This window comes from Curtobacterium subtropicum, assembly GCF_030362975.1.
Lineage (GTDB): Bacteria > Actinomycetota > Actinomycetes > Actinomycetales > Microbacteriaceae > Curtobacterium > Curtobacterium subtropicum.
This window is the reverse complement of sequence record NZ_JAUCMM010000001.1, coordinates 121,082-138,934: the sequence shown is the minus strand read 5'-3', so window position 1 is coordinate 138,934 and position 17,853 is coordinate 121,082. Positions and strand designations below refer to the sequence as shown.

General features: G+C 71.7%; 14 protein-coding genes. 12 read left to right on the top strand and 2 right to left on the bottom strand.

Annotated features, from left to right (window positions below):
- The first annotated feature begins 52 nt into the window (after positions 1 to 52).
- From ileS to QUG98_RS00635, 5 genes are read left to right on the top strand one after another with little or no spacing between them, the layout of a single operon-like run.
- The gene (gene ileS, locus QUG98_RS00655; RefSeq protein WP_289468731.1) at positions 53 to 3,307 is read left to right on the top strand and encodes an isoleucine--tRNA ligase; all 3,255 of its coding nucleotides are present in this window, start codon (positions 53 to 55) and stop codon (positions 3,305 to 3,307) included.
- Positions 3,304 to 4,845, top strand: coding sequence for a bifunctional folylpolyglutamate synthase/dihydrofolate synthase (locus QUG98_RS00650; protein ID WP_289468730.1), 1,542 nt, complete (start codon positions 3,304 to 3,306; stop codon positions 4,843 to 4,845). Before ileS ends, QUG98_RS00650 begins: the two co-directional genes overlap by 4 nt.
- Entirely contained in the window at positions 4,842 to 5,258 is a 417-nt protein-coding gene (locus QUG98_RS00645) for a DUF4233 domain-containing protein (RefSeq protein WP_058728425.1), read from the top strand. Before QUG98_RS00650 ends, QUG98_RS00645 begins: the two co-directional genes overlap by 4 nt.
- A gap of 26 nt (positions 5,259 to 5,284) precedes the next feature.
- Positions 5,285 to 5,704 carry a nucleoside-diphosphate kinase gene (ndk, locus tag QUG98_RS00640; RefSeq protein WP_058728426.1) on the top strand — a complete coding sequence of 140 codons (420 nt, stop codon included), beginning with the start codon at positions 5,285 to 5,287 and terminating at the stop codon, positions 5,702 to 5,704.
- A gap of 25 nt (positions 5,705 to 5,729) precedes the next feature.
- Positions 5,730 to 6,578: a DsbA family protein gene (locus QUG98_RS00635; protein WP_289468729.1), complete on the top strand. Its 849-nt coding sequence runs from the start codon at positions 5,730 to 5,732 to the stop codon at positions 6,576 to 6,578.
- A 546-nt stretch (positions 6,579 to 7,124) separates the two neighbouring features.
- On the opposite strand, the gene QUG98_RS00630 is transcribed toward QUG98_RS00635, so the two are convergent.
- On the bottom strand, positions 7,125 to 7,733 hold the full coding sequence (locus QUG98_RS00630) for a vitamin K epoxide reductase family protein (RefSeq protein WP_289468728.1): 609 nt from the start codon (positions 7,731 to 7,733) through the stop codon (positions 7,125 to 7,127).
- Positions 7,734 to 8,060: 327 nt separating this feature from the next.
- Here QUG98_RS00630 and QUG98_RS00625 point away from each other — a divergent pair, with 327 nt between their 5' ends.
- Positions 8,061 to 11,078, top strand: a complete 3,018-nt coding sequence (locus QUG98_RS00625; RefSeq protein WP_289468727.1) for an Rne/Rng family ribonuclease — start codon at positions 8,061 to 8,063, stop codon at positions 11,076 to 11,078.
- A gap of 1 nt (position 11,079) precedes the next feature.
- Positions 11,080 to 12,048, top strand: coding sequence for a hypothetical protein (locus QUG98_RS00620; RefSeq protein WP_289468726.1), 969 nt, complete (start codon positions 11,080 to 11,082; stop codon positions 12,046 to 12,048).
- A gap of 537 nt (positions 12,049 to 12,585) precedes the next feature.
- On the opposite strand, the gene QUG98_RS00615 is transcribed toward QUG98_RS00620, so the two are convergent.
- Positions 12,586 to 12,873 (bottom strand): DUF4031 domain-containing protein, encoded by a 288-nt coding sequence (locus tag QUG98_RS00615; protein ID WP_289468725.1) that lies wholly within the window; start codon positions 12,871 to 12,873, stop codon positions 12,586 to 12,588.
- 178 nt (positions 12,874 to 13,051) lie between these two features.
- On the opposite strand from QUG98_RS00615, the gene rplU reads away from it, so the two are divergent.
- The 5 genes from rplU (at position 13,052) to QUG98_RS00590 (ending at position 17,822) form a co-directional block, all read left to right on the top strand.
- Positions 13,052 to 13,360 (top strand): 50S ribosomal protein L21, encoded by a 309-nt coding sequence (gene rplU / locus QUG98_RS00610; RefSeq protein ID WP_058728431.1) that lies wholly within the window; start codon positions 13,052 to 13,054, stop codon positions 13,358 to 13,360.
- Between the two features lie 14 nt (positions 13,361 to 13,374).
- A complete protein-coding gene (rpmA, locus tag QUG98_RS00605) occupies positions 13,375 to 13,626 on the top strand; it encodes a 50S ribosomal protein L27 (protein WP_022905368.1) in 252 nt (83 codons plus the stop codon).
- A 123-nt stretch (positions 13,627 to 13,749) separates the two neighbouring features.
- On the top strand, positions 13,750 to 15,267 hold the full coding sequence (gene obgE / locus QUG98_RS00600; RefSeq protein WP_289468724.1) for a GTPase ObgE: 1,518 nt from the start codon (positions 13,750 to 13,752) through the stop codon (positions 15,265 to 15,267).
- A 7-nt stretch (positions 15,268 to 15,274) separates the two neighbouring features.
- Positions 15,275 to 16,093 carry a glutamate 5-kinase gene (gene proB / locus QUG98_RS00595; RefSeq protein ID WP_289468723.1) on the top strand — a complete coding sequence of 273 codons (819 nt, stop codon included), beginning with the start codon at positions 15,275 to 15,277 and terminating at the stop codon, positions 16,091 to 16,093.
- Positions 16,094 to 16,556: 463 nt separating this feature from the next.
- Positions 16,557 to 17,822 carry a glutamate-5-semialdehyde dehydrogenase gene (locus QUG98_RS00590; RefSeq protein WP_289468722.1) on the top strand — a complete coding sequence of 422 codons (1,266 nt, stop codon included), beginning with the start codon at positions 16,557 to 16,559 and terminating at the stop codon, positions 17,820 to 17,822.
- The last annotated feature ends 31 nt before the right edge of the window (positions 17,823 to 17,853 follow it).

Here is a 17,853-nt window from a genome sequence, read left to right as displayed (position 1 = left end):
GCGGAGCACGCTCCGTCCTCGTGGAGACGAACCGACCCACAGGAGCCCCCAGGTGCGCTACCCGCTCAACTCCGATGCCGACGGCGTTACGCCGTCCCCGTCCTTCCCCGCCGTCGAGCAGGGGATTCTCGCCTTCTGGAAGGGCGACGACACCTTCCAGGCGTCGATCGACCAGCGCGAGGGCTGCCCCGAGTGGACCTTCTACGACGGCCCGCCCTTCGCCAACGGTCTGCCGCACTACGGTCACCTGCTGACCGGGTACGCCAAGGACGTCTTCCCGCGCTACCAGACCATGCGGGGCAAGCAGGTGCACCGCCGGTTCGGCTGGGACACGCACGGCCTGCCCGCCGAGCTCGAGGCCATGCGTCAGCTCGGCATCACCGAGAAGCACGAGATCGACGACATGGGCGTCGACGTCTTCAACGCCGCCGCCAAGAAGAGCGTGCTGCAGTACACCGACGAGTGGCAGGCCTACGTCACCCGCCAGGCGCGCTGGGTCGACTTCGAGGACGACTACAAGACGCTCGACGTCACCTTCATGGAGAGCGTCCTGTGGGCGTGGAAGCAGCTCTGGGACAAGGGTCTGGCGTACGAGGGCTTCCGGGTCCTGCCGTACTGCTGGAACGACCAGACGCCGCTGTCGAACCACGAGCTCCGCATGGACGACGACGTCTACAAGACGCGTCAGGACCAGTCGGTCACGGTCGCCTTCCCGCTGCAGGGATCGCGCGCTGCGTCGCTCGACCTGACGGGTGTCCGCGCGCTCGCCTGGACGACGACCCCCTGGACCCTGCCGACGAACGCCGCGCTCGCGGTCGGTCCCGAGATCGCCTACGCGGTCGTGCCGGCCGGGCCGGGAGGCGCGGCTGACGGTGGCGCCGCCGGTTCCGCCACCTACCTGCTCGCGTCCGACACCGTGGCCGCCCACGCGAAGGACCTCGGCTACGAGAGCGCGGACGACGCCACCGCCGCCGTGCTCCGCACGGTCGTCGGCGCCGAGCTCGACGGCGTCGAGTACGAGCGGCTGTTCGACTTCCTGGCGGAGGTCGAGGGCTACGAGCACGCGTGGCGGATCCTCGTGGCGGAGTACGTCGAGACGGGTGAGGGCACCGGCATCGTGCACCAGGCCCCGGCCTACGGTGCCGACGACCAGGAGGTCTGCGCGGCCGCGGGCATCCCCGTCGTGCTCTCCCTCGACGAGGGCGGCGTGTTCACCCCGCAGTTCGGCGAGGTCGCCGGCATGCTCTGGTCGGATGCGAACAAGCCGCTCACCAGGGCCGTGCGCGAGCAGGGCCGACTGCTCCGCCAGGCGTCGTACGAGCACAGCTACCCGCACTGCTGGCGCTGCCGCAAGCCGCTCATCTACAAGGCGGTCTCGTCGTGGTTCGTCCGCGTCACCGAGTTCCGCGACCGGATGGGTGAGCTCAACCAGGACATCAACTGGGTGCCGGACAACGTCAAGGACGGCCAGTTCGGCAAGTGGGTCGGGAACGCCATCGACTGGTCGGTGTCCCGCAACCGCTACTTCGGCACGCCGATCCCGGTGTGGGTGTCCGACGACCCGGCCTACCCGCGCCAGGACGTCTACGGCTCGCTCGAGGAGCTCGAGCGTGACTTCGGCCGCCTGCCGGTGAACGCCGACGGCGAGGTCGACCTGCACCGCCCGTTCATCGACGAGCTGACCCGGCCGAACCCGGACGACCCCACGGGGCAGTCGACCATGCGCCGCATCTCGGACGTGTTCGACGTCTGGTTCGACTCCGGGTCGATGCCCTACGCCCAGGTGCACTACCCGTTCGAGAACCGCGAGTGGTTCGAGGAGCACAGCCCGGCCGACTTCATCGTCGAGTACATCGGGCAGACCCGCGGCTGGTTCTACGTCATGCACGCGCTCTCCACCGCGCTGTTCGACCGCCCGGCCTTCCGGAACGTCATCAGCCACGGCATCGTGCTCGGCTCCGACGGCCAGAAGATGTCGAAGTCGCTCCGCAACTACCCGGACGTCTCCGAGGTGTTCGACCGCGACGGCGCCGACGCGATGCGCTGGTTCCTCATGTCGTCGTCGGTGATCCGCGGCGGCAACCTCGTCGTCACCGAGGAGGGGATCCGCCAGGGCGTGCGCGAGTTCCTGCTGCCGCTCTGGTCGACGTACTACTTCTTCACCCTCTACGCGAACGCATCTGGCGACACCGGCTACCAGGCGTCCCGCAGCACGGCGAGCACCGACGTGCTCGACCGCTACCTGCTCGCGAAGACCCGCGTGCTCGTGGCGGACGTGCAGCAGCACCTCGACGCCCTCGACACCCCGCTCGCGGCGCAGGCCGTCCGCGACTTCGCCGACGTGCTGACGAACTGGTACGTCCGTCGGTCGCGCGACAAGTTCTGGCTCGGCGCGGAGTCCTCGCCGGAGGCCCGCGCAGCGTTCGACACGCTGTACACCGTGCTCGAGACGCTCACCCGCGTCGCCGCACCGCTCGCGCCGCTCGTCACCGAGGAGGTCTGGAAGGGCTTGACCGGCGGGCGCAGCGTGCACCTCGAGGACTTCCCGGACGCCGCCGAGTTCCCCGAGGACGACGCCCTGGTCGCCGCGATGGACCGCGTGCGGGACGTCGCGTCGAAGGGGCTCGCGCTCCGCAAGGCCACCGGCCGTCGTGTCCGCCTGCCGCTCGCCACGCTGACCCTCGTCGTGCCCGACCCGTCGGCGATCGAGCCGTTCGCGGACATCCTCCGCGACGAACTGAACGTCAAGCGGGTCGTGCTCGAGCAGCAGGAGGAGTCCTCGCTCGGCCGCTACGGCATCGAGCGGAAGCTCACGGTCAACGCCCGCGCGGCCGGTCCCCGCATCGGCAAGCAGGTGCAGCAGGTGATCCCCGCCGCCAAGAAGGGCGACTGGGTCGCGACCGAGTCCGGTGTGACCGTCGGCGGCGTGGACCTCGTCGAGGGCGAGTACACGCTCGACCTCACCGTGGCCGACGAGTCCGTCGCGGTGGCGTTCCTCGACGGCGGCGGCTTCGCGGTGCTCGACACCGTGACGACCCCCGAGCTCGAGGCCGAGGGTCTGGCGCGCGACGTCGTCCGAGCCGTGCAGCAGGCCCGTCGTGACGCCGACCTCGACGTCAGCGACCGCATCGCGCTGACGCTCCGGGTGTCGGACGGCGCCGAGGCGGCCGTCCGCACGCACGAGCAGCTCATCGCGGGGGAGACCCTGGCGACGAGCGTCGAGGTGACCACGACGACGTTCGCTCCCGGCGAGGGCTCGGACGTCGGCGACGGTGCGAAGGTGTCCGTGGAGGTGGCACGCGCATGAGCGACAGCGAGCAGTACGACGACCACGACGGCATCGAGGACCTCGGTCCGCTCGACGACACGGCCGGGGTCCGCATCCCGGTCGGACCGTCCGGCGACCAGGCCCCGACCGAGGCCCTGCCCTACGGCGGGGACGACGACGAGGTCCGCCGGGTCGAGGCGGCACTGTACGCACGCATCGGCGAGCAGGCACCCGAGCGCCGGCTGACCGCCACGCGCCGCGCGGTCGAGCTCCTCGGCGACCCGCACCTGGCCTACCCGGTCATCCACGTCACCGGGACGAACGGCAAGACCTCGACGGCGCGCATGACGGAGAGCATCGTCCGCGCCCACGGGCTCCGGACCGGCCTGATGACGAGCCCGCACCTGGTGTCCATCCGGGAGCGCATCGTGATCGACGGTGAGCCGATCGCGGCGGACCGCTTCGTGGAGAACTGGGACGACGTCAGCCCGATCCTCGAGATGACGGACCAGGAGCTCACCGCGAGGGGCGAGCAGCCGCTGACCTTCTTCGAGGCGCTCACCGTCCTCGCGCTGGCGTGCTTCGCCGAGGCGCCGGTGGACGTCGCCGTCATCGAGGTCGGCATGGGCGGCGAGTGGGACTCCACCAACGTCGTGCAGAGCCAGGTCGCGGTGTTCACCCCGATCGCGATCGACCACGCCAAGCAACTCGGCAGCACGGTGGCCGAGATCGCCCGCACGAAGTCGGGCATCATCAAGCCGTCCTCGGCGGTCGTGTCGAGCGCGCAGACGCCCGAGGCGCTCGCCGAGCTCGAGCGCGCCGCGGAGCTCACCGAGTCGACGCTCGCGGTCGAGGGCACCGTGGGCCCCTCCGAGCCGGTGCCCGACCGTCGCGAAGCGGCGGGCAGGCCGAGCTCGCAGGGATTCTCCGTCGTGTCCGACACCCCCGCGGTCGGCGGGCAGCTCGTCTCCGTGCAGGGGATCGCCGGACGCTACGACGACCTGTTCGTGCCGCTCTTCGGGCAGCACCAGGCACACAACGCCGCCGTCGCGATCGCCGCGGTCGAGTCGTTCCTCGGGCGCGGGTCCCAGGCCCTCGACGAGGACGTCCTGTCCGAGGGGCTCGCCAGCGCGACCAGCCCCGGGCGACTGCAGCCGATCGCGCAGGAGCCGACCGTCGTGGTCGACGCGGCGCACAACCCGCACGGGGCACGGGCCCTGGCCGAGGCGCTGCCGGTCGCGTTCCCGTCCGAGCACGTCGTCGGCGTGGTCGGGATCCTCGGCGACAAGGACGCCCGCGGGTTCGTCCGGGCGCTGAAGGACACCGTGCAGACCTTCGTCGTCACGCAGCCCCCGGGGGACCGGGCGCTCGACGCCGACGCGTTCGCTCGGATCGTCGTCGCCGAGGTCGGCGAGGACCGCGTCGTCGTCGAGCCCGCGCTCGAGCAGGCACTGCAGGAGGCCCGCGACCTGGCGGACGAGGCGGACGCCGAGGACGCCCTCGTGCTCGTCGCCGGGTCCATCGTGATGGTGGGGAAGGTCATGGACCTGGTCCACGCGGAAGGCGGGGCAGCGTGACGGACGCACCACGGGCCTCCCGGCCGGGCCGACAGCCGCGCGTGCGGAAGCCGCGCCCGCAGCGCGGAGCCCGCGAGAGCCTGCTCTCGATCACCCTCGGGCTCGAGGCCGTGATGTTCTTCTTCCCGATGCTCGTCGTCTACGGGAAGGGCACGCTGCCGCCCCTCGCGGCGTTCGGCGGGGGCATCCTGGCGATCATCGTCCTCGCAGCTGCCTCACGCCTGACGGGCAAGCCGGCCGGTGTATGGTTCGGGTGGCTGCTGCAGGCGGCCATCCTCGCCACCGGGTTCATTGAACCGTTCATGTTCGCGGTCGGCGCGGTGTTCCTGGCGCTGTGGGTGTTCTGCTTCGTCAAGGGCGGTCAGCTCGACCGGCAGAACGCCGCGTTCCGGGCCGCCCAGGCCGAGGACTGACCACCACCGAACCACAGGAGAACTGCGTGTCCGACCTCGAAGAGACCCTCGTCCTCGTCAAGCCCGACGGCGTCGCCCGCCAGCTCACCGGAGAGGTCCTCCGTCGCATCGAGACCAAGGGCTACGAGATCGTCGACCTGAAGATGGTGACGGCGTCGCGCGAGCTGCTCGACCAGCACTACGAGGAGCACCAGGGCAAGCCCTTCTTCGAGCCCCTCGTCGAGTTCATGCAGTCCGGCCCGGTCGTCGCCGTGCGCGTCGCCGGCAACGGTGTCATCGCGGGCTTCCGCTCGCTCGCCGGCACCACCGACCCGACCTCGGCAGCGCCCGGCACCATCCGCGGTGACCTCGGCCGCGACTGGGGCCTGAAGGTGCAGCAGAACCTCGTGCACGGCTCGGACTCGCCGGAGTCGGCCGCCCGCGAGCTCGCGCTCTGGTTCGCCTGATCGACGGAAGCGGAGCACAGACGCGATGACGAACAACGACCGTCCCTCCAAGAACGAGCGTCGCCAGCACGCCCGTGAGGTCGCCCGCCAGCGGGCCGACGCCGAGAAGCGCCGCAAGCGCCGCAACAAGTGGTTCCTGCAGGGCGGCATCGGCCTGGGCATCGTGGCCGTCGCGGCGATCATCGCGATCGTCGTGGTGAACGTGAACAGCGGCGGTACCACCTCGGCCGCCGGCCCGAAGAACATGGTGACCGGGGGCATCCAGTTCACCGGCGGCGACGGGAAGATCACGCCCGTCACGACCGGAGCGGTCTCGGCGGACGGCACCCCGTCGCCGGTCGCCACGGCGGACAGCGACGGCAAGGTCAAGGTCGTCGAGTACGTCGACTGGGCCTGCCCGGTCTGCAAGCAGTTCGAGGGCGCCTACGCCGACCAGATCACCGACTTCGTGAAGAACGGGCAGGCGACGCTCGAGATCCACCCGGTGTCGATCCTCGACCGCAGCTACCTCGGCTCGCGCTACGCCAGCCGTGCCGCCAACGCCGCGATGTGCGTCGCGAACTACGCGCCGGACAAGTTCCTCGACGTGCAGACGCAGTTCTTCGAGAAGCAGCCGGAAGAGGGCACGAAGGGCCTGACCAACGCCGAGATCGCCGACCTGGTGAAGGCCGGGGGAGCGACCGGCTCCGACGTGTCCGAGTGCCTGTCGAACGAGACCTACAAGGGCTGGGTGACGAAGATCACGAACCAGGTGACCTCGGACCCCGCGGTCGCCGGTCCCCAGGGCTTCGGCACGCCGACGATCCTGGTCAACGGGCAGCGTGTGAGCACCCTCACCGACGTCGTCCCGACCATCGAGGCGGCCGCGAAGTAGTCGGCCCCGCGGCACTCGGCCCCGCGTTCCCTCCCCGGGAGCGCGGGGCTGCGTGCTGTCCGGGGGTGCGGCGGGCGCGGCCGTCGAGCGTGGGAGACCGTTCCGCGCGTGGGAGACCGTTCCGCGCGTTGGAGGTCGTTCCGCGCGTTGGAGGTCGTTCCGCGCGTTGGAGGTCGTTCCGCGCGTTGGAGGTCGTTCGTTCCGTCCTCCTACGAGCGGATCGTCATCCGATCGCAGCTGTTATGGGACGAAACGCCTGCATGCCGCACGCCGAGCGCCGCAGCCCTCGGACCCGCCCGTCGAGACGCGCCGAGCGTGCTGTGCCGATCGGGACCGATCCGGCGGGCCCTCCCGGGTGGGCAGGACACGCCGTCGGCGGTCCGGGCCAGGGCACGATCCGTCGCGGGAGAACGTCGAGCGTGACAGATCTGGCCCGCTCGCGGGATCAGGACAGATGCATCACAGAGGCCCGGTGGCGTCAGGACGACCGGGGCGTGCGCCCAGCAGCGGCCCGCCGACGTCAGGACGGCCGGGGGAGGGGGAGCGTCAGAACGGCAGCGTCGAGAGGACCCGCGGGAACACGATGAGGATGCAGACCACGATCACGGCGTAGTTCGCCAGCACGAACGCCCACGAGTAGGGCAGCAGCGTGCGCCCGAGCCGCTGGAGTCCGGCACCGAAGCGTCCCTGCGCCGCGTTCCACGTCGTGAAGATCCAGAACATCGGGATCGTCACGCTCCACACCAGCAGGCACCACGGGCAGAGGTAGCCGATCACCCAGACCGTCTGCGTGAACAGCCAGGTGACGAACACCCACGCCAGGAACACCCCGGCGTTGAACAGCACCCAGAACCATCGGTGCCCGTTGCGCATGCCCGCGAGGAGCATCACACCGACGGCGATCGGGGCGACGAAGCCCATCACGCCGAGCAGCGGGTTCGGGAAGCCGAACAGGGAGCCCTGCCAGCTCGTCATCACCTGCGAGCAGTTCACGAACGGGCTGACGTCGCAGCTGAGCGCCTTCGAGGGGTTCTCGTACTTCGCGAACTCGTCCAGCACCAGGTTGAACGCGGCGAAGAGGCCGACTGCTCCGGTGACGATGAGGAAGACCGCCATCGCGACCGGGCGGCGGGGCGTGGTTGCGCTCGTGCTCACGGCGTCATCATCGCACGACCGTTCCGGACCTTTCCTGGCACCTCGTGCGACAATGACAGCAGTCGCGCGGCCGATCCGTGCGGCGAGAGAGCTTTCCGGGCGCAGCCCGGACGATCAGGCGCGGTGAGAGCGTGCCGTGACCGGGACTCGCGTCACCTCCGGTGCCGAGCCGGTCGGGCCGGGTGCCCGACGCGGAACGACACCGGACCGCACGCAGGGTCACACGGTCACGAGAACGAACGCGGGGGCGTGGACGCCACCCGTGACAACCACAGAATTCCCGCCGTCCGACAGGACGCGAGTGGGGCCGAGGAGTGCACCAGATCCATGGTGGAGCAGAACACCGACAACCCGAACAACGAAGAAGTCGCACCGAAGCGCCGAGGCCGCCTGTTCGGCAGCCGTCGCGCCCGGTCCACCGGCCAGGAGGCCCGTGGTGACGTCGACACCGACACCTCGGGTGTCGAGACGGTCGCGCTGACCGGTGACGCACCGGACGCGGAGAGCGCTGCGGCTGGCGAGACCGCGGCTGACGAGACCGTCGAGCAGGAGACCGCGCCGGCGGACGGCGCCGTCGAGGTCGCGGTCGAGCAGGTCCCGGCCGCCGCTGCGGAGCCCCAGGACGTGTCGACGGTCACGGGCAGCCTGCCCGTCGTCGAGGAGGCGGGCGTCACGACACCGACGGACGACGTCGCTGCCGAGGCAGCCGGCGCGTCCGCGTCGGCCGACGCGGACGAGGTGACCACCGTGTCCGAGCCCGCTGCCGCGGTGGTGACGGACGCGGACGACGCGAGCGGTGCCTCCCGGCCGGAGCCCGTTTCCGCGCCCGAGGCGGACGAGCCCTTCGTGCCGAAGGCGACCAGCACCCTCAGCCTGATCTTCCACGCGCCGGTCCTGCCGGACCTGCCGGTGCGCGCCGCGCGCGACGAGGACGACGACGAGGACGACGAGCAGGGCGGCAGCCGCCGTCGCTCGCGCCGCCGGGGGAGCAGCGCGGACCGCCAGGAGCGCGGCGTCCGCGAGCCCCGCGACCACCAGGAGCCGCGTCGCCGTGAGCCGGAGCTCATCACCGAGCCGCAGCGCATCAAGGGGTCGACCCGACTCGAGGCGAAGAAGCAGCGTCGTCGCGACGGCCGTGACGCCGGTCGCCGTCGCACGGTGATCACCGAGGACGAGTTCCTCGCCCGCCGCGAGAGCGTCGACCGCCAGATGATCGTGCGGTCGAGCTCGTCGAAGATCGAGATCGGCGTGCTCGAGGACAACGTCCTCGCCGAGCACTACGTCACCAAGTCGCACAACGTCTCGCTCATCGGGAACGTCTACCTCGGCAAGGTGCAGAACGTGCTGCCCTCGATGGAGGCGGCGTTCGTCGACATCGGTCGCGGCCGCAACGCCGTGCTGTACGCCGGCGAGGTCGACTGGAACTCGGTCGACACCGGCAACCACGGCCGTCGCATCGAGGCCGCGCTCAAGCCCGGCGACAAGGTCCTCGTGCAGGTCACGAAGGACCCGGTCGGGCACAAGGGTGCGCGCCTGACCTCGCAGGTCTCCCTGCCGGGCCGCTACCTCGTCTACGTGCCGAACGGCTCGATGAACGGCATCTCGCGCAAGCTGCCCGACACCGAGCGCGCGCGCCTGAAGAAGATCCTCAAGGAGGTCCTGCCGGAACACGCGGGCGTCATCGTCCGCACCGCGGCGGAGGGTGCGACCGAGGAGCAGCTCACCCGCGACGTGCAGCGCCTCACCAGCCAGTGGGAGGCGATCCAGAAGAAGGTGCAGAACGGGCACGCCCCGGTGATGCTGCACTCGGAGCCGGACCTGCTCGTCAAGATCGTCCGTGACGTCTTCAACGAGGACTTCACGAAGCTCATCATCGACGGCGACGCGGCCCGCGGGACGATCGAGGACTACCTCGACGCCGTCGCGCCCGACCTCAAGGACCGCGTCGAGATCTACGACGGCCCGGACTCGTTCGAGGAGTACCGCCTCAACGAGCAGATCGAGAAGGCTCTGGACCGCAAGGTCTGGCTGCCCTCGGGTGGGTCGCTCGTGATCGACCGCACCGAGGCCATGACGGTCGTCGACGTCAACACGGGCAAGTTCGTCGGCTCCGGCGGCAACCTCGAGGAGACCGTCACCAAGAACAACCTCGAGGCGGCCGAGGAGATCGTCCGGCAGCTCCGCCTGCGCGACATCGGCGGCATCATCGTGATCGACTTCATCGACATGGTGCTCGAGTCGAACCGCGACCTGGTGCTCCGTCGACTCGTCGAGTGCCTGAGCCGCGACCGCACGAAGCACCAGGTGGCCGAGGTGACCTCGCTCGGGCTCGTGCAGATGACCCGCAAGAAGATCGGGGTCGGCCTGCGCGAGTCGCTCGACGAGGTCAACGCCAAGGTCAACGACAACAACGCGGACCCCGGCCCCTCGAAGTCGCGGCGCAAGGGCCGCGGTGGCAGCGGCTCCACCGGCGGCAACGGCAACGGCCAGGGAGGCACCGGGCACGCCGGCAACGGCGGCTCCGGCAACGGATCGGCCGGTCAGTCGTCGCAGGCCCACCAGATCACCGAGGACGTCAAGAACGCGCTGTCCCGCATCGCGGCCTCGACGCTGCCGCACGACGAGGCGTTGTCCGGCGCGCCGGTGACCGGTGTGGCGTCGCCGCGCGGCGGTGCCGCGACGCCCGAGGCCGAGGCCGGGGTGTCCTCGGCTGCCGACGGACCCGCGTCGAGCGCCTCCCCGGTCTCCGCGCCCGAGCGCGGGTCGGAGAGTGCCACCGGCGGCGGAGACCGTGACGGCGAACAGCCGTCCGGCTCCAAGCGCCGTCGCCGCCGTGGTGGTCGTGGTGCCGGCAGCGCCGCACCCGAGCAGCGCGGGGCCGACGAGCGTGGGCCCGACGAGCGCGGGGCCGAGCGCGGAACCGAGGAGCGTGCCGTCGAGCGCGCTTCCGACGGCGCCGTGCCGGACCGCGACGGTCGTGGCGTGGCCTCCGCATCCGGGGCGGCTCCGTCGCAGGGGACCGCTCCCGAGGCGCCCGCGCAGGACCCGGCTCCCGCGAAGACCGCGCCGACCCGTCGCCGCGTGAGCTCGAGCGCTCCCGTCACCCCGACCGAGAACACCGTCGCGATCCTGGACATCCCGGTGGCCGTGACCAAGCGCGAGCCGCGACCGTCCCGCGACGACGCCGAGTCGCTGCTCGACTCCGTGCTGCAGGCGCTGCCGGAGCCGAAGCAGCCGGGGCAGGGCCGCTCGCGATCGCGCCGGGTGTCGTCGCCGAGCATCAGTGCACCGGCGTCGTCGGACGGCGACGGGCAGGACGACGGCTCCGTGATCGTGGGGAACTGACGTGACCGACGGGGGCGACCCGCACGGTCGGCAGCAGGACCGCGGGTACTACGGTGCGGGCTGGTCGCAGCCCGCACCGCCCGCGGCCGGGCAGCCCGGTGGGCAGGCGTGGTCCGGCCAGCAGCCGCAGTTCGGGCAGCAGCCGTACGGCCAGCAGCAGCAGCCGTACGGCCAGCCGCAGCAGCCGTACGGCCAGCCGCAGCGGCCCTCCGGCGACCAGGGGCGGCTCCGCGCACGTGCCTCACGAACGCCGGACCCGCGTCGGGCGTTCGCGCCGGGAACGTCCGTGGCCAACACCACCGGTGCCCTGATCGCCGTCGTGTCGATCGTGCTCGTCGAGGTGGTCTCCGGCGTCCTCGGGCTGCTCGGGACGTCCCTCGTGGTGCACCCCTTCGCGACGTACGGAACGGGTGCGAGCCTGCTCGGCAGCTTCGTGTCCGGCGTGTTCGCCGCGCCGTTCCCGTTCTACGCGGGGGCGTTCCTGGCCCTGGCGTTCCTCACGCCGATCGCGCGACGCAGCCCCCTGCCGACAGTGCTCCTGCGTGCCGTACTCGCCGGTGCCGCGGGAACGGTCGCCCTGGCGCTCGTCGGGGTCTTCACGGGGTCCTACGCGGCGGTCAGCACCGGATCGGGGGCGCGACTCGTGATCGACGTGCTCACCGGGCCCCTGCAGAACGGGATCCCGTTCACCCTCATGCTCCTCGCGACCTCGACGGCTGCGTGGCTGTGGCTCGGGCGTCCGCGTGGCGGGCGCGCGGCGCAGGGAAGCGCCGGACGGCCTGGGACGGTCCGTCCCGCTGATGCGGTCCCGCCGTCGACGGTGCAGCCCGCTCCGCAGCAGTACGGTGCGCAGCAGCAGCAGCCGTACGGCCAGCAGCAGCCGTACGGCCAGCCGTTCGGCGCGCGTCCGGTGGCCGGCGAGCAGCCCGCGCAGCGCCCCGACGACCGGTGGGCGCCGCCGACGCGCTGACGTCGCGGTGGCCGGTGCGCCGTCCCGATCCCTCCCGTCCGGTCGACCAGTGACCGCCGACCAGCGACCGCCGACCAGTGAGCGGCGGCCGCGTGGTCCGAGCGGCCGCGGTACAGCGGCGAGCACGTCGCACCACGGATCTCCGTGGCGCGGCGTGCTCGCCGTCCCGCGGACGGCGCCCGGGCGCTCCTGCCCGCCGACCGGGCGGCCCGCCAGCCCGCCTGCCGGGCGGCCCGGCAGGTGCGCGGCGCGGCAGCTGCGCAGCCCGCCGGGCGGAACGCGCTGAGCGTGCCGAGCACGCGCGACGGACCCGGCTGGTCCGGTCGGCCGTGTGCCGGCGCGACCCGCCGGGGCAGCGGCGGGGTGTGCCTCCCGGCAGGCAACGCACCGGAGGTGCGGGGCGTGACGGCGGTGGGTCGCGCCTCCCGGACGGCCGTCGACGGTCACGCGCACGCGGTCTGCCAGCCGCCCACGGTGAGCGCCGCAGCGCACGCGGTGCGGGCACCCCGGCCGCGCGACCCGCGACCCGAGCGAGCGTCAGTGCGCGCGCCGACCCGTCCCCCGCTTGTCGCGCTGCGGCACCCGCAGGCCGCTGGCGATGAGCCGGAGCACCAGCTCGCGGCCGGTGACCGCCGTCGCGCCCGCAGCGATGAGGTCGTCGTAGCGGGAGCGTGGCACGTCGTAGTGGTCGTGGTCGAACGCGCGGCGGGGGATGCCGGCCCGTTCGGCGAACGCGTGGAGCTCGTCGTAGGATGCATCACTGACGAGGTGCGACCAGACGGTGTCGTGGGCGGGCCACGTCGGCGGGTCGATCAACACGGTCACGCGAGACATCGTACGTGTGTCGCCGTTTGACCGGACCCGGGGGCATCGAGTATTCTCGATCCCTGGTGTCAGCGGGCCGTTCTGCCTGCGTCGCCGATCGGGCCCGGCCTCCGGGAGCCGCTCGTGCAGAAGTGGGCACCCGAGACTTCCCTCAAGCAGAGTACGTAAGGAATTCCACGTGGTTTACGCAGTAGTGCGCGCCGGCGGCCGTCAGGAGAAGGTCGAGGTCGGCACGATCCTCACGATCGACCGTGCCAAGGCCGACGACAAGGGCAACATCGACCTCGCCCCGGTGCTCCTCGTGGACGGTGACACGATCACCTCTGCGGCTTCCGAGCTCGCGAACGTGACCGTCACCGCCCAGGTGCTCGAGGACCTCCGCGGCCCCAAGGTCGTCATCCAGAAGTTCAAGAACAAGACCGGGTACAAGAAGCGCCAGGGCTTCCGCGCTGAGCTCACCCGCGTCAAGATCACCTCGATCGCGTAAGGCGGGAGTAGAAGATGGCACACAAGAAGGGTGCGAGCTCCACTCGCAACGGTCGTGACTCGAACGCACAGCGCCTCGGCGTGAAGCGCTTCGGTGGCGAGGTCGTCAACGCCGGCGAGATCATCCTCCGCCAGCGTGGCACCCACTTCCACCCGGGCGCCAACGTCGGCCGCGGTGGCGACGACACGCTGTTCGCCCTCTCGGCCGGTTCGGTCGAGTTCGGCACCAAGGGCGGCCGCAAGGTCGTCAACATCGTCAACGCGTAACACCAGCGACGACAGACTCTGCGGGAGGGGCGGGCCACGTGCCCGCCCCTCCCGTTCTTTCGTGCACGACCTCGTGCGCCGCGGTACCGTCCGTGCGCCCGAGTCAGAACCAGGAGTGGAACCATGGCGACCTTCGTCGACCGCGTGACCCTGCACCTCACCGCGGGGAACGGCGGCAACGGCTGCGTGTCGGTCCGCCGTGAGAAGTTCAAGCCCCTCGCCGGTCCCGACGGCGGCAACGGTGGCGACGGGGGCGACATCGTCCTGGTCGCCGACCCGCAGGTGACGACCCTGCTCGGGTACCACCGATCGCCCCACCGCTCGTCGCGCAACGGCCAGCCCGGCATGGGCGACATGCGCAGCGGTGTGAGCGGCGAGACGCTCGAACTGCCCGTCCCGATCGGCACCGTGGTGCACGACGAGGACGGCGAGGTCCTGGCGGACATGACCGAGCCCGGCATGCGGGTCGTCGTCGCGCCAGGTGGCCAGGGCGGTCTCGGCAACGCGGCCCTCGCGACCACGAAGCGCAAGGCCCCCGGCTTCGCGCTCCTCGGCACCCCGGGCTGGGCCGGCGACGTCAGCCTCGAGCTGAAGACGATCGCCGACGTCGCCCTGGTCGGGTTCCCGAGCGCCGGCAAGTCCTCGCTCATCGCCGCGATCTCCGCCGCGAAGCCGAAGATCGCGGACTACCCGTTCACCACCCTGACGCCGAACCTCGGCGTCGTCGAGTCGGGCGAGGTCCGCTTCACCGTCGCCGACGTGCCCGGTCTGATCGAGGGCGCGTCGGAGGGAAAGGGCCTCGGCCTCGAGTTCCTCCGTCACGTCGAGCGCTGCGAGGCGCTCCTGCACGTCATCGACTGCGCCACGCTCGACCCCGGCCGTGACCCGATCAGCGACCTCGACGTCATCCTCGGCGAGCTCGAGCGCTACCCGGTGCCGGAGGGGCAGACCCCGCTGCTCGAGCGCCCGCAGCTCGTCGCGCTGAACAAGGTCGACGTGCCCGAGGCCGCCGAGCTCGCCGAGTTCGTCACCGCCGAGCTCGAGGATCGCGGCTACCGCGTCTTCCCGATCTCGACCGCGTCGCGCAAGGGTCTCCGGGAGCTGACGTTCGCCCTGGCCGAGGTCGTCGAGCAGGCCCGGGCAGACCGTCCGGCCGCACCCGAGCAGGAGCGCATCGTGCTCCGCCCGAAGGCCGTCGACGAGAAGCCCTTCACCGTGCGCGCCGAGGGCGGCGAGGAGCACCGCTTCTACCGGGTCCGCGGCGCGAAGCCGGAGCGCTGGGTCGTGCAGACCGACTTCACCAACGAGGAAGCCATCGGCTACCTGGCCGACCGGCTGGCGAAGCTCGGCGTCGAGGACGGTCTGTTCAAGGCCGGAGCCGTGGCCGGGTCCACCGTGGTCATCGGTGGCGACGGCGGCATGGTCTTCGACTGGGAGCCCACGCTGACCTCGACCGCCGAGCTCATCACGAGCGCCCGCGGCACGGACGCCCGTGTCGGTGGATCGTCGCGCCCCACCCGCAACGAGCGTCGCGAGGAGTACTTCGAGCGCATGGACGCCAAGGCCGCCGCGCGCGCCGAGCTCGAACAGGAGCGCGTGTCCGGTCTGTGGGCCGACGACGACCGCGACGACGAGGACTGATCGACGCATGACCGACACGCACCCGCGCACCGACCTCGGCCCCGTAAGGCGGCGGCAGGACGTGCCGCGTGCGCGTCGGCTCGTCGTGAAGGTCGGGTCGTCGTCGGTCAGCGGTGAGAACACCGGACAGATCGCCGCGCTCGTCGACGCCCTGGCCGCCGCGCACGCGCGTGGGACCGAGGTCGTCCTGGTGTCCTCCGGCGCCATCGCGACCGGCTTCCCGTTCCTCGGGCTCGAGGGACGCCCCGAGGACCTGGCGACCCAGCAGGCAGCCGCGGCGACCGGGCAGAACGTCCTCATGTTCCGGTACCAGAAGGAGCTCGACCGGCACGGCATCGTCGCGGCCCAGGTCCTGCTCACCGCGGGCGACATGCAGAACCCGACGCACCGGGTGAACGCCCAGCGCGCCGTCGACCGGCTGCTCGCGCTGCGCGTGCTCCCCATCGTGAACGAGAACGACACGGTCGCGACCCACGAGATCCGCTTCGGCGACAACGACCGGCTCGCGGCGCTCGTCGCACGGCTCCTCGGCGCCGATGCGCTCGTGCTGCTGTCCGACGTCGAGTCGCTCTACACGCGGCCGCCGGAGCACCCGGACGCGGAACCGATCGACGAGGTCCCGTTCGGCGACGAGCTCGCCGGTGTCACCTTCGGGACGGTCGGCTCGGCCGGTGTCGGTACCGGGGGAGCGGGGACGAAGGTCGCCGCTGCCCGGCTCGCGGCCGAGGCGGGGACGTCGGTCCTCGTGACCGGTACCGCACTCGTCGACCGGGCGCTGGCCGGCGAGCACGTCGGTACCTGGTTCCAGGCGGCGCCCCGGGGTTGACGGGCTTGCCGACGGGCCTGCTGTCGGCCTGGAGGCGCGGCGTCGGTCCGGCAGGCCGGCCAGCGGTCGACGCGGACACCGTCCGGCAGGCACGGTGCCGGCCCCTGGCGCCGGCTTGCGGACGTGGGCGGTCGGGCCTGCCGCGTGCGCTCGAGACGCCGGCGTGCGGTCGAGACGCCGGCGTGTTTCGGAGACGCCGGCGTGCGCTCGAGACGCGAGCGTGCGGTCGAGACGCCGGCGCCGCAACCGGGCCCGTCTCGGTGGAACCGGGGCGTCTCGAGCCGACGGTGGCGTCCCACGGCGGCTCATCAGGATGCGCAGGACACATCCCCTCCGCCCGGACCGGAGTCGGACACCGGGCGGACGTGTGCGGACTCCTGCACACGAGCGCACCTCCCAGACCGCGTCCACAGGTGTGACGCGGTCAGCGTCATGCGCCGGGCAGCCGACCTAGTATCGGACCATGTCGTCGACGGTCACCGCCCCCTCGCTCACCGACAAGCTGGTCGCGTCGCGTGCTGCCTCCACCGCGCTCGCCACGGCCACGACCGCGGTCAAGGACCAGGCGCTCCGAGCGGTCGCGGCCGCCCTGCGCGCGGGGACGGACACGATCGTCGCGGCGAACCACGAAGACCTCGTCGCGGGCGAGGACGGTGGACTGTCCTCGGGTCTGCTCGACCGTCTGCGACTCGACGCCGCACGGATCGACGCCCTCGCGGCCGCGGTCGAGCACGTCGTCGGCCTGCCGGACCCGGTCGGCGACCTCGTTCGTGGGTCGCGGCTGCCCAACGGACTCCAGCTCACCCAGGTCCGCGTGCCGTTCGGAGTGGTCGGTGCCATCTACGAGGCACGCCCGAACGTCACCGTCGACATCGCCGCGCTCGCGTTGAAGAGCGGGAACGCCGTCGTGCTCCGCGGCGGTTCGGCGGCGCAGCGCACGAACGCCGAGCTCGTCGAGCGGATCCGCGGGGCGGTGGCCTCGGTGGGGCTGCCTGCGGACCTCGTGCAGACGATCGACGAGTTCGGTCGCCAGGGCGCGACCGACCTGATGCGCGCGCGTGGACTCGTCGACGTGCTCGTGCCGCGGGGCAGCGCGTCGTTGATCCAGACCGTCGTGACGGAGTCGCAGGTACCCGTGATCGAGACGGGCGCGGGCGTCGTGCACGTGTTCCTCGACGCGTCGGCGCCCCTGGAACGCTCGGTCGACATCGTGCTGAACAGCAAGGTGCAGCGGCCGAGCGTCTGCAACGCCCTCGAGACCCTGCTCGTGCACGAACGGGCGGCCGAGCGGCTGCTGCCGGTCCTGGCCGACCGCCTCCGCGCGGCCGGGGTTACCCTGCGCGGGGACGACGCCACGCGGACGATCGTGCCCGGCGTGCTCCGCGCGACCGAGGCGGACTGGGCGACGGAGTCGATGGACCTCGACCTGTCGATCCGGGTGGTCCCGGACGTCGACGCGGCGATGGCGCACATCGCGCGGTGGTCGACGCACCACACCGAGTCCATCGTGACGGACGACGTCGACACGGCCGAGCGGTTCCTGGCGGAGGTCGACTCGGCGGTCGTCATGGCGAACGCGTCGACCCGGTTCACCGACGGCGGCGAGTTCGGCTTCGGGGCCGAGGTCGGCATCTCGACGCAGAAACTGCACGCGCGTGGGCCGATGGGGCTCCCCGAACTGACCAGTACCAAGTGGATCGTGCGCGGGCACGGACAGATCCGCGGCTAGACTGGGCGGCGACTTCCCACCCGATCGAACG